Genomic DNA, 13162 nt, shown 5'->3' with positions numbered 1-13162 from the left:
GGTTCCGTCACGGCAAGGATCTTGAAGCAACCCGTAACCCGGTGAACGGTCCGCGGTTGGTAGCCGTGGGGACCTGCTGTCTGCAAGCGGTCCCCTGTGCTCGGTTCCCCGGAGTTTCGAGTGGACGCTCGCGGGGCTTCGTATGTCGGGTCGGGCGAGGATGCGACACACCTGCTCGCCCTGGACAGCGGGAGGACAGGGAGCCATGGCCGTGACCGAATCTGTGCGCGGGGGTACGTCCGACTCGGCGGGGGCATCCGCCGTGCACGAGGGGATCCTGCGGCGACAGTCTGCGCGCGAGTCGTCGGCGCGCACCTACGCTCGCGCCCTGCCGATCGTGCCGGTGCGGGCGCGCGGGATGACCATCGAGGGGGCGGACGGCCGCCGTTACCTGGACTGCCTCTCCGGTGCCGGGACGCTGGCGCTCGGACACAACCACCCCGTGGTGCTGGAAGCCATCCGCAAGGTCCTGGACTCGGGTGCACCACTTCACGTCCTCGACCTGGCTACGCCCGTCAAGGATGCCTTCATCACCGAGCTGTTCCGAACCCTGCCGCCCGGTCTCGCCGACCACGCACGCGTGCAGTTCTGCGGACCGGCCGGAACCGACGCGGTGGAGGCCGCCTTCAAGCTCGTCCGGGCCGCGACCGGACGGACCGGGATGCTCGCGTTCAGCGGCGCCTACCACGGGATGACCGCCGGAGCGCTCGAAGCATCCGGAGGCGCCTTCGACGTACGCGTCGCGCGCCTGCCGTACCCCCAGGACTACCGCTGCCCCTTCGGCGTCGGCGGCGAACACGGTGCCGAACTCGCCGCCCGCTGGACCGAGTCCGTCCTCGACGACCCCAAGTCGGGCGTACCACGCCCCGCCGGGATGATTCTCGAACCAGTGCAGGGTGAGGGCGGAGTCATCCCCGCCCCCGACGCGTGGCTGCGGCGCATGAGGCAGATCACTTCTGACCGTTCCATCCCGCTGATCGCCGACGAGGTGCAGACCGGGGTCGGGCGCACCGGTTCCTTCTGGGCCGTGGAGCACAGCGGCGTCACCCCCGACGTCATGGTCCTCTCCAAGGCCATCGGCGGCAGCCTGCCCCTGGCCGTCATCGTCTACCGCGACGAACTCGACGCCTGGCAACCCGGCGCTCACGCCGGAACGTTCCGCGGCAACCAGCTCGCCATGGCCGCCGGAACAGCGACGCTCGCCTACGTCCGCGAAAACCGTCTCGCCGAGCGGGCGGCCGAACTGGGCTCGCGGATGCTGCAGCAACTCCAGGGTCTTGCCGCGGAGTTCGCGTGCATCGGGGATGTGCGGGGCAGGGGGCTCATGATCGGGGTCGAGGTCGTGTGGCCACAGGGCGAAGCCCCGGTGGACGAGGGGCGGTCGGCGATCCTGGCGGCGCTTGAGGGGGTTGGCGGGGCCGCGCGTGAGCCAGGGGACCTGGCTGCTCTGGACGGGCATGGTGGTGGTGCCGGCCAGGCCGATGTGAGTGCTTCGGTGCAAGCGGGTGTGCGGAACGATCTCGGCTGGACTGGCGGTGGGGCAGGCGGTCTCGCGGGTCTCGACCCCGCCCGGAACGCGGGCGGTTTCCCGGAGGGAGTCGCCCCTGGCGACGGAGGCGCAGGGGCGGCGACACTGCGGGACCCGAAACGCCATCCCCGTCCCGCCGCCCCCGAACTCGCCGCCGCCATCCAACAGGAGTGCCTGCGCCGTGGCCTGATCGTCGAACTCGGCGGCCGTCACTCCAGCGTCGTGCGGCTCCTTCCGCCCCTGACCATCAGCGACGAACAGGCGGCCGCGGTGCTGGACCGGTTGGCCGACGCGGTGGAGGCGGTGGCCCGCGGTCCCATCGGGCATGGCGGCCGCCACCGTGGTTACACCGGTCACGCCGGTCACACCGACCGTGATCAGCCGCATCAGCCGCATCAGCCGCGCTCGGGCCACCGGCCGCACGGTGACCGGGGCGACCGCGCCGGGTAGCGCGGTCGGGGTTATGGGCACGCCGGCTTCTTCCAGGCCCCGTGCTCTCGCCGCAGTGCCCCTCGAACGACTCCCTCCCGAGCCATCCGTCACTTTCCGTCGGAACCTCGCCGTCATATGACACACCCCCTCCAACCGCACCCTGTTTGAAACGCAGACCTTCCACGCCGCGCCCAACCTCACTGCAAGAACACGGCCGTCGCCGCACAGCCGGAACCACTTCAAGAGGACCAACCTTGACCACCACCCCCGCACCTGACGGCCCCACGGATACCAGCAAGCGAGGCTCCTCCGCCTCACCGCGCTCCCAGCAAGTGCCGCCCGCGTCTTATGTGGGAGGCGCCCGGCAAGGAGGGGGCGGGGGCGCACCGCAGGAACGCGTGCCGGCACAGGCAGTTCGAGAGGGGCGGGCACCGCTGTGTGCGCCGATGGAGGAAGGTGCCTCGGACGCCGAGTGGGTCCATGGAGACGACACTCCTGACCTCCTTGGGCATCCCGACCCGCACATCGCAGCGCAGGCCGCCGCCGTGGAGAATCTGCTCCGCTGCTGGGTGCGGGAGACAAACCTCCCGGCACCCGACACGGGGGCCCTCCGTATCCCCTTGCCTGCCACTGGCACAGCCCTACTGGTCCCCGTCGGCTACTGGTCGCCTACGGGGTGGCACCGCTTCGGCCTCCCGCACCTAGCCGACGCACCGGCCCAGTGCCCGCCGACGGACGCGGTGACCCTCGCCGCACTGCTCACCAGGGAGACGCTCGGGGGGCCGAGCCCTGCGGCCGTGGCTCCGGACGCCGGCCCGTCAGGACCTTTCCCCGTGCCCCCGTCCTCTGCCGCACCCCGGACCTCTACCGCGCCGTTGGCCACTGCCACCCCTCGGATCGCTGCCACCCCTCTGATCTCTGCCGCACCCTCGACCTCCTCCACACCGCCGACCCACTCCGCCTCCAAGTCCTCCGCCTCTCCGACGCCCACATCCCTGACCGGCCCCGCGATCTCCGCCGCGACTGACCTCGGCGCCCGTGTCGCCGATTCTGTCCGGCGAACCGTCACTTTCATCAGTGAGCGTCGTGCGAACCCCGCCGACACCCCCGACATGTTCCTCGCGGCCGAGCAGGCTCTCTTGCTCGGACACCCGCTCCACCCGACGCCGAAGAGCCGAGAGGGTCTCTCCGAAGCCGAAGCGCACCGATACTCACCCGAGTTGCGCGGCTCCTTCCCCTTGCACTGGCTTGCTGTCGCTCCCTCTCTGCTCGCCGCCGACTCGGCCTGGACCGAACGCGGCCGTGTTGTTCCCGCCGGCCAGCTCACGTGCCGACTCGCCGGCCCTGAGCTGGCATTGCCCGACGGCTACGCGGCTCTGCCCCTGCACCCTTGGCAGCTGCGCGAGGTCCGGCACCGCCCCGGGACCGCGGCGCTGCTCGATGCCGGACTGCTCCAGGACCTCGGCGTCGGCGGCGCCCGGTGGCATCCCACCTCCTCCGTACGAACCGTCTACAGGTCCGGTGCCCCCGCCATGCTCAAGCTGTCGCTCGGCCTACGGATCACCAACTCCCGCCGTGAGAACCTCCGCAAGGAACTGCACCGCGGCGTCGAGGTTCACCGACTGCTGCGCAGTGGCCTCTCCCCGCAATGGCAGTCCGAGCACCCAGGCTTTGACATCGTTCGCGACCCGGCATGGATCGCCGTCGACGGACCGGATGGCGTCCCGGTGGCCGGTCTCGACGTGATGATCCGGCACAACCCGTTCCGACCTTCCGACGACGTGTCCTGTGTAGCCGGACTCGTCTCACCCCGGTACGCAGGGCCCGGCACCGCGACAGGCCGACCCTCCTCGGACAGGAAGCCGCTGCGATCCCGCTTGGCTGAGCTCGTCACGCGTCTCGCCGGCCGAACAGGCCGCCCTAGTGGTGCCGTTGCCGCCGAGTGGTTCCTGCGCTACCTCGAACAGGTTGTCCGCCCCGTGCTGTGGCTGGACTCGGAGGCCGGAGTCGCACTGGAAGCACATCAGCAGAACACGCTGCTCGTGCTGGACGATGACGGCTGGCCTTCGGGCGGCCGGTACCGCGACAACCAGGGTCACTACTTTCGTGAGTCCCGGCGTGCGGAACTCGACGCCCGGCTGTCCGGCATCGGCGAGCACAGCGACACCTTCGTCTCGGACGAAGTGACCGACGAGCGCTTCGCGTACTACCTCGCGATCAACAACGTGTTCGGCCTCATCGGAGCGTTCGGCTCCCAGCGTCTTGCCGACGAGCGGCTATTGCTCGCCGCCTTCCGCCGCTTCCTCCGCGAAGTGGCCTCCGGCCCTACCCGACTCCGAACCTCACTACCTGCCCACCTGCTCGACTCACCGGTTCTGCGCTGTAAGGCCAATCTGCTGACCCGCCTGCACGGCCTCGACGAACTCGTCGGCCCAGTCGACACCCAGTCCGTCTATGTCTCCATCGACAACCCCCTACATTCCTGACCACTGACCACTGACCACTGACCTCGCCCGAGCCCGTCGCCGCACTGCATTTCCGAGTCCGACCTCACCTCCGATCACGGTCCCCCTCTCTCGCTCGGCTTCTGTACCCCCGACATCGCTCCGGCTGTCACCAACACCTTTCATCCCTGAGGAACGTGCCCCACCCCACCTCCTGAGAGGAGCGTCGCCGTGCCTCCCACCGACGCGAGTGCCGACGCCGGTACTGCCCCCACCACCGAGATCGGCACCGCCATGAGCCTGGGTGCCCGCAACGGCCGTATCGCCGAGGCGAGCTTGAGCGCAGACAGTGAGGACACGCTGGACATGCGCCTGCCCGACGAGCTCGTCGCTCTCTTCGCGGACGACCCCGGTGCCGTGGGGGAGCGGACCCCGGGCGCAGGCGCGGTCCTCCTCGCCTCAGCTCCAGATCTCCCGAACGCCGACGATCTGCTGGACCACGTTGCCGAATGGGGGCCGATCAGCACACCTGCAGGAGTGCTTCACCTTGTTCCCGTGCGGGTCGAGCGCGACCTTCCGATCATTGATCGGTGGATGAACGACCCCGCCATTGCCGCGTTCTGGGGGCTGGCCGGGCCTCAGAACGCGACCGAGGAGCACCTGCGGTCCCATCTCTCCGGCGACGGACGCAGCGTTCCGTGCCTAGGCCTGCTCGACGGCACGCCGATGAGCTATTGGGAGCTCTACCGAGCCGACCTCGACCCGCTCGCCCGGCACTATCCGGCTCGACCCCACGACACCGGACTCCATCTCCTCATCGGTGCCGTCGGCGACCGCGGGCGAGGGCTGGGCGGCACCCTCCTCCGAGCCGTCGCCGACCTGGTCCTCGACAAACGGCCCGCCTGCCCTCGCATCGTCGCCGAACCCGACATTCGCAACACCCCTTCCATCGCCGCGTTCCTGAGCGCCGGTTTTCGGTTCTCCGCCGAGATCGATCTGCCCGTCAAGAGGGCTGCCCTCGTGGTGAGAGACCGGAGCCTGCGCCATCTGCTGTGACGCCGTGTCGCAGCGTCATCACAATTGGTACACCGGCCGAGTCGATCTGGTTCCCACTCGGCTCTGACTCGCAGCCGAACCGCCGGCCCCTCGAAAACTCGGATCCGTCTCACGGAGCGACGAGCTGCGGCATTCCTGCCTGGCGACTCTGGCCCCGACCCGGGCGCGGCCGAACGAACCTGCCCTGAGCCGATCCGTGGCCGGACGACTCCGCCGTACCAGGTCGGCCTGATCGCAATCGAAGCGTCCTGACTGCAATCGAATCGCTCCGGTCGCAAACTGGTCGCCCCGGTCACAACCGAACCATCCTGACCACGGCTGAACCGACCACACCCCCATACGCACAGCACTTGACCGCAATCGAACCGGCCCCACACCCACCCGAACCGATCCGATCCCCACCGAAGAGCCCGCGGTCTTGATCCCGCCCTCGGCCTCCAGCGTGATCGCCCGTTTGTCAGTGCCTGGCCGTAGGGTGGTCACGCTATGACGAAGCCCCCACTCCCCGAACTCCTGCATGCTGCCGTCACTGCCGTCGGCGGTACGGAGCGCCCCGGCCAGGTGACCATGGCCGAATCCGTCGCGGAGGCGATCGACGGCGGTTCCCATCTGCTGGTCCAGGCCGGCACCGGCACCGGAAAGTCGCTCGGCTACCTCGTGCCCGCGCTCGCGCAGGGGGAGCGCGTCGTGGTGGCGACGGCCACCCTTGCCCTGCAACGCCAGCTCGTGGAGCGGGACCTGCCGCGCACGGTCGACGCACTGCACCCGCTGCTGCGCCGGCGCCCCGAGTTCGCGATGCTCAAGGGCAGGTCGAACTACCTTTGCTTGCACCGTTTGCACGAGGGCGTTCCGCAGGATGAGGACGAAGGGCTCTTCGACCAGTTCGAGGCGGCTGCGCCGACCAGCAAGCTGGGACAGGACCTACTGCGGTTGCGCGACTGGTCGGACGAGACGGAGACGGGTGATCGCGACGATCTGACGCCCGGTGTGTCCGACCGGGCCTGGGGTCAGGTGTCGGTGTCGTCGCGGGAGTGCCTGGGCGCATCGAAGTGCGCGTACGGCGCCGAGTGCTTCGCCGAGATGGCCCGTGAGCGGGCCAAGCTCTCGGAGGTTGTGGTCACCAACCACGCGCTGCTCGCGATCGACGCCATTGAGGGCGCCCCCGTCCTCCCGCAGCACGAGGTCCTGATCGTCGACGAGGCACACGAGCTGGTCTCCCGGGTCACTGGAGTCGCCACCGGCGAGCTCACGCCCGGCCAGGTCAACCGCGCGGTGCGCCGCGCCGCAAAGCTCGCCAACGAGAAGGCCGCCGACCAGCTCCAGACTGCTGCCGAGGGCTTCGAGCGGCTGATGGAGCTCGCCCTGCCGGGCCGCCTGGAGGAGATCCCGGAGGACCTCGCCTACGCCCTCATGGCGTTGCGGGACGCCTGCCGTACCGTCATCTCCGCGATCGGCGCGACTCGCGACAAATCCGTGCAGGACGAGGACGCGGTCCGCAAGCAGGCGCTGGCCTCGGTCGAATCCGTGCACGACGTCGCGGAGCGAATCACGAACGGCTCCGAATGGGACGTCGTCTGGTACGAGCGTCACGACCGTTTCGGTGCGTCCCTGCGTGTGGCCCCGATGTCCGTGTCGGGTCTGCTGCGGGAGAAGCTCTTCGCGGACCGTTCCGTCGTCCTGACCTCAGCGACTCTGAAGCTGGGCGGCGACTTCAACGGCGTCGGCGCCTCACTGGGCCTCGCTCCCGAGGGCACGGAGGGCGATGACCTTCCGCAGTGGAAGGGAGTGGATGTCGGCTCGCCCTTCGAGTACCCCAAGCAGGGCATTCTGTATGTCGCCAAGCACCTGTCGCGCCCCGCGCGGGACGGCGACCGAGTGGACATGCTCGACGAGCTGACCGAACTGATCCAGGCGGCCGGCGGTCGCACGCTGGGCCTGTTCTCCTCGATGCGTGCCGCCCAGCTGGCCGCCGAGGAGCTTCGCTCCCGCATCCCCGAATTCCCGATCCTCCTGCAGGGCGAGGAGACGCTCGGTGAGCTGATCAAGAACTTCGCGGCCGACCCGCAGACCTGCCTCTTCGGCACGCTGTCCCTCTGGCAGGGCGTCGATGTGCCCGGCCCCAGTTGTCAGCTGGTCGTCATGGACAAGATCCCGTTCCCGCGCCCGGACGACCCACTGATGAGCGCGCGCCAGAAGGCGGTGGAGGACGCCGGCGGTAATGGCTTCATGGCGGTCGCCGCTACTCACGCGGCGCTGCTGATGGCCCAGGGCGCCGGCCGTCTCGTACGGGCATCGGGGGATCGAGGCGTCGTCGCGGTACTGGACCAGCGGCTGGCCACGGCCCGGTACGGGAGCTACCTGAAGGCGTCACTGCCCGACTTCTGGTACACCACGGACCGTAACCAGGTTCGAAAGTCGCTGGCCGCGATCGATGCAGTGGCGAAGAAGGCAGAGGCAGAAAAACAGCCGCAGTGATGGCGGAACAGCCAGGGGTGAAGATCGGGGGTTAGCCTGTCGCGCGCCGCGACAGGCTAACCCCCGATCAAGAGCCCGCAGACGGCGGGGTTCCCACACCGCACAGGATGAGGCAGCGGCAGTGGGTCTGAAGCGGTGCGTAGGGCGTCACGGGACAGCACAGGGCCCCGGAACCGGCGCAGGGGTCCCGGGGCCCGGTCAGGGGGGCGCTGGCCTTCGGCTTCGCCCGCCGCGGCCGTCACACGCGCCGCAGCACTGCCACCACCTTGCCCAGGATGGTCGCGTCGTCGCCGGGAATCGGCTCGTACGCAGCGTTGTGCGGGAGGAGCCAGACGTGGCCGTCCTCGCGCTTGAAGCGCTTGACGGTGGCCTCGCCGTCGAGCATGGCGGCGACGATGTCGCCGTTCTCCGCGACCGGCTGGCGCCTGACCGTGACCCAGTCGCCGTCGCAGATGGCGGCCTCGATCATCGAGTCACCGACGACCTTCAGGACGAAGAGCTCGCCGTCGCCGACCAGCTGCCGGGGGAGGGGGAAGACGTCCTCGACCGACTCCTCAGCGAGGATCGGTCCACCGGCGGCGATGCGGCCGACCAGCGGCACGTACGACGCGGCGGGCTTGCCTGTGGTGTCCGTGGGCTGCACGGAGGCGGCCTGGTCGGAGCCTCGCACTTCGTACGCGCGCGGGCGGTGCGGGTCGCGGCGCAGGAATCCCTTGCGCTCCAGTGCCATCAGCTGGTGGGCGACCGAGGACGTGCTGGACAGGCCGACCGCCTGGCCGATCTCCCGCATCGACGGCGGGTAGCCACGCCGCTGCACGGAGTCCCTGATGACTTCGATCACGCGGCGCTGCCGGTCGGTGAGCCCTGAACTGTCCGCCCGGATGCCGGGAGGTCGGCCCGGCAGAGAGCGCTTGTGTCCCTCGGGACTCATGGCTTCGTTCATCGCATGCACCGGCTCGAGTCGGCCCTGGGAGCGGTCCTGGGCAGTGATGGTGGCACTGTCTGCGGTGGTGGTCACGTCGGCCCCTCTCGATGGTCTCCCTGCTGCACAACGGTAGTTGCTTTCGAAAGGTTGCGCCAAACACACGTTCGAGTGAAAAATCGCGAATCACCTGACGTGATCGTGTGTCTGGGTGTATGGCTGACGTGCCGCCCGACGGACAAAAGGGGCCATTGTTGTACCCTTCACCGCCGGGGTGACGACCTCGTAGGTTGTTGCCCCAGTCTGCCATCCGGGATCGGATCAACCTGGAACCGACCCTCATCTGTGCGGGAGTCCCACGTCCCCTCCGTGTGGCGCTCACGGTATCTCCGTATGTGTCGTGGGGATACGGCCGTGCGCCAAGTGCGCGGCGCGCCGGTCCGTCCGTACGGGACCTGGCAATGTCTGCGCGACACGCGCGTGTGGTGTCGATGTATGAGCCAATCCCCACATCTAGTGGTTGGATTGCAGTAGCAGCCCAGAAGTTGTGGTCCCCCCGGTCTTCGACCGCTCGGAGATCGCCTATGCTTGGGGCTGCTTCGCGGGGCCCATGAGGTCCAGCGAGGCTATTGAGTCTGCTGTGAGGAGGGTTGGGAGTTATGCACTGCCCCTTCTGCAGGCACCCCGACAGTCGCGTCGTCGACAGCCGTACGACAGACGACGGCACGTCGATCCGCAGGCGCCGCCAGTGTCCTGACTGCTCCCGTCGTTTCACGACCGTGGAGACCTGCTCGCTGATGGTGATCAAGCGGTCCGGAGTCACCGAGCCATTCAGTCGTACCAAGGTCATCAACGGCGTGCGCAAGGCATGCCAGGGACGGCCTGTCACCGAGGACGCGCTCGCCCAGCTCGGCCAACGGGTCGAGGAGGCGGTGCGGGCCACCGGAAGCGCCGAGCTGACCACCCACGACGTGGGGCTGGCCATACTCGGCCCGTTGCAGGAACTCGACCTCGTCGCCTATCTGCGATTCGCCTCCGTCTACCGGGCGTTCGACTCGCTCGAGGACTTCGAGGCCGCGATCACGGAACTCAGGCTGGGGACGGGGCGCACGGCCGCGGACGACGACGACCGCGAGGACGACGCACGCGCAGTCACGGGGGGCCAGGAGGACGACCGCGGGTCCGGAGGGACTGCACAAGTCCCCGTGCCCGCCAACGCCGCCGACTGAGGGCGAGCCGGACCCGGTCCTCGGACCTCCGGAACCGGCCGCGAGGCGGCGACAGAAGACCTGCTGCGGGTGGCAATCCGACGGTGCCCGCAGCACCAGACAGAACACCGTGCCACGGGGAACATCGGGGCACTTCAGGGCGTTTTAGCCCGTACAGGGAGGCGGCATGACAGAGACGGCGAGCGGTCCGGCACGGAGTTCCCGCGCCAAGGGCACCAAGGCGACCAAGGGACTGCGTATCGAGCGCATCCACACCACCCCCGGCGTGCACCCGTACGACGAGGTGGCCTGGGAGCGCCGTGACGTCGTCATGACCAACTGGCGCGACGGCTCGGTCAACTTCGAGCAGCGCGGCGTGGAGTTCCCCGACTTCTGGTCGGTGAACGCGGTCAACATCGTCACCAGCAAGTACTTCCGCGGTGCCGTCGGCACCCCGCAGCGCGAGGTCAGCCTCAAGCAGCTGATCGACCGCATCGTGAAGACGTATCGGAAGGCCGGCGAGGACTACAAGTACTTCGCCTCGCCCGCCGACGCCGAGATCTTCGAGCACGAGCTGGCGTACGCCCTCCTGCACCAGATCTTCAGCTTCAACAGCCCCGTCTGGTTCAACGTGGGCACCCCGCAGCCCCAGCAGGTCTCCGCCTGCTTCATCCTGGCCGTCGACGACTCCATGGAGTCGATCCTCGACTGGTACAAGGAAGAGGGCATGATCTTCAAGGGCGGCTCGGGCGCCGGCCTGAACCTCTCCCGCATCCGTTCCTCCAAGGAGCTGCTGTCCTCCGGCGGCAACGCCTCCGGTCCGGTCTCCTTCATGCGCGGCGCCGACGCCTCCGCAGGAACGATCAAGTCGGGCGGCGCCACCCGCCGCGCCGCCAAGATGGTCATCCTCGACGTCGACCACCCCGACATCGAGGACTTCATCCAGACCAAGGTCAAGGAAGAAGAGAAGATCCGCGCGCTCCGTGACGCGGGCTTCGACATGGACCTGGGCGGCGACGACATCACGTCGGTCCAGTACCAGAACGCCAACAACTCGGTCCGTGTGAACGACACGTTCATGACGGCCGTAGAGAAGGGCGGCAAGTTCGGCCTCACCTCCCGCATGACCGGCGAGGTCATCGAAGAGGTAGACGCCAAGGCCCTGTTCCGCAAGATGGCCGAGGCCGCCTGGGCCTGCGCCGACCCCGGCATCCAGTACGACGACACCATCAACCACTGGCACACGTGCCCGGAGTCCGGCCGTATCAACGGCTCGAACCCCTGCAGCGAGTACATGCACTTGGACAACACGTCCTGCAACCTCGCCTCGCTGAACCTGATGAAGTTCCTGAAGGACGACGGCAAGGGCAACCAGTCCTTCGAGGTCGAGCGCTTCGCGAAGGTCGTCGAGCTGGTCATCACCGCGATGGACATCTCCATCTGCTTCGCGGACTTCCCGACGCAGAAGATCGGTGAGAACACACGCGCGTTCCGCCAGCTCGGCATCGGTTACGCCAACCTCGGCGCCCTGCTGATGGCGACCGGCCACGCGTACGACTCGGACGGCGGCCGCGCGCTCGCCGGTGCCATCACCTCGCTGATGACCGGCACGTCGTACAAGCGTTCCGCCGAACTCGCGGCGGTCGTGGGCCCGTACGACGGGTACGCCCGCAACGCCCAGCCGCACCTGCGCGTCATGAAGCAGCACGCCGACGCCAACACCGCGGCCGTCCGCGTGGACGACCTGGACACGCCGGTCTGGGCCGCGGCCACGGAGGCCTGGCAGGACGTGCAGCGTCTTGGTGAGAAGAACGGTTTCCGTAACTCCCAGGCGTCCGTCATCGCCCCGACCGGCACCATCGGTCTGGCGATGTCCTGCGACACCACCGGTCTTGAGCCCGACCTCGCCCTGGTCAAGTTCAAGAAGCTCGTCGGCGGCGGCTCGATGCAGATCGTCAACGGCACCGTCCCGCAGGCCCTGCGCCGCCTGGGCTACCAGGAGGAGCAGATCGAGGCGATCGTCGCCCACATCGCCGACCACGGCAATGTCGTCGACGCCCCGGGCCTCAAGCACGAGCACTACGAGGTGTTCGACTGCGCCATGGGCGAGCGCTCCATCTCCGCGATGGGCCACGTCCGCATGATGGCTGCCATCCAGCCGTGGATCTCCGGCGCCCTGTCCAAGACGGTCAACATGCCGGAGTCGGCGACCGTCGAGGAGGTCGAGGAGATCTACTTCGAGGCCTGGAAGATGGGCGTCAAGGCGCTCGCCATCTACCGCGACAACTGCAAGGTCGGCCAGCCGCTCTCCGCCAAGACCAAGGAGAAGGAGAAGACCGAGATCACGGAGAAGGCCGAGGCCACCATCCGTGAGACGGTCGAGAAGGTCGTCGAGTACCGCCCGGTCCGCAAGCGCCTCCCGAAGGGCCGTCCCGGCATCACGACGTCCTTCACCGTCGGTGGCGCCGAGGGCTACATGACCGCCAACTCCTACCCGGACGACGGTCTCGGTGAGGTCTTCCTGAAGATGTCCAAGCAGGGTTCGACTCTCGCGGGCATGATGGACGCCTTCTCGATCGCCGTCTCGGTGGGTCTGCAGTACGGCGTGCCGCTGGAGACGTACGTCTCGAAGTTCACGAACATGCGCTTCGAGCCCGCCGGCATGACGGACGACCCGGACGTGCGGATGGCGCAGTCGATTGTCGACTACATCTTCCGCCGCCTGGCGCTCGACTTCCTGCCGTTCGAGACGCGCTCCGCGCTCGGCATCCACTCCGCCGAGGAGCGTCAGCGTCACCTCGAGACCGGTTCGTACGAGGCCGGCGATGACGAGGTGGACGTCGAGGGCCTGGCCCAGTCGGCGCCCCGTGCGCAGGAGCTGAAGGCCGTCGCCACGCCGAAGGCCGAGGTCGAGGCGGCCAAGCCCGCTCCGCAGCAGGCGCACACCAGCGCCGAGTTGGTGGAGATGCAGCTGGGCATCCAGGCCGACGCCCCGCTTTGCTTCTCCTGCGGCACGAAGATGCAGCGGGCCGGCTCGTGCTACATCTGCGAGGGCTGCGGCTCGACCAGCGGCTGCAGCTGAGGCCGATCAGAGGTG

General features: G+C 68.6%; 7 protein-coding genes. 6 read left to right on the top strand and 1 reads right to left on the bottom strand.

The window, feature by feature from the left end; all coding sequences use genetic code 11:
* Window positions 1-205: 205 nt before the first annotated feature.
* The 4 genes from OHT51_RS10790 (at window position 206) to OHT51_RS10775 (ending at window position 7935) form a co-directional block, all read left to right on the top strand.
* The gene (locus OHT51_RS10790) at window positions 206-1978 is read left to right on the top strand and encodes a diaminobutyrate--2-oxoglutarate transaminase family protein (RefSeq protein ID WP_328878699.1); all 1773 of its coding nucleotides are present in this window, start codon (window positions 206-208) and stop codon (window positions 1976-1978) included.
* Window positions 1979-2406: 428 nt separating this feature from the next.
* Window positions 2407-4446 (top strand): IucA/IucC family protein, encoded by a 2040-nt coding sequence (locus tag OHT51_RS10785; protein WP_328878698.1) that lies wholly within the window; start codon window positions 2407-2409, stop codon window positions 4444-4446.
* 189 nt (window positions 4447-4635) lie between these two features.
* Window positions 4636-5460: a GNAT family N-acetyltransferase gene (locus OHT51_RS10780; protein WP_328878697.1), complete on the top strand. Its 825-nt coding sequence runs from the start codon at window positions 4636-4638 to the stop codon at window positions 5458-5460.
* Between the two features lie 486 nt (window positions 5461-5946).
* Window positions 5947-7935: an ATP-dependent DNA helicase gene (locus tag OHT51_RS10775; protein ID WP_328878696.1), complete on the top strand. Its 1989-nt coding sequence runs from the start codon at window positions 5947-5949 to the stop codon at window positions 7933-7935.
* A 238-nt stretch (window positions 7936-8173) separates the two neighbouring features.
* Here the strand turns inward: OHT51_RS10775 and lexA are convergent, their stop codons facing one another.
* Window positions 8174-8953 (bottom strand): transcriptional repressor LexA, encoded by a 780-nt coding sequence (lexA, locus tag OHT51_RS10770; RefSeq protein WP_328878695.1) that lies wholly within the window; start codon window positions 8951-8953, stop codon window positions 8174-8176.
* Between the two features lie 563 nt (window positions 8954-9516).
* Between lexA and nrdR the strand changes: the two genes are divergently transcribed.
* Entirely contained in the window at window positions 9517-10086 is a 570-nt protein-coding gene (gene nrdR / locus OHT51_RS10765; protein ID WP_328878694.1) for a transcriptional regulator NrdR, read from the top strand.
* Between the two features lie 166 nt (window positions 10087-10252).
* A complete protein-coding gene (locus OHT51_RS10760) occupies window positions 10253-13147 on the top strand; it encodes a vitamin B12-dependent ribonucleotide reductase (protein ID WP_328878693.1) in 2895 nt (964 codons plus the stop codon).
* Window positions 13148-13162 lie beyond the last annotated feature (15 nt).

The sequence above is a fragment of the Streptomyces sp. NBC_00299 genome, assembly GCF_036173045.1.
In the GTDB taxonomy this organism is placed as follows: Bacteria; Actinomycetota; Actinomycetes; order Streptomycetales; family Streptomycetaceae; genus Streptomyces; species Streptomyces machairae.
This window is presented reverse-complemented; position numbering and strand designations above follow the sequence as displayed.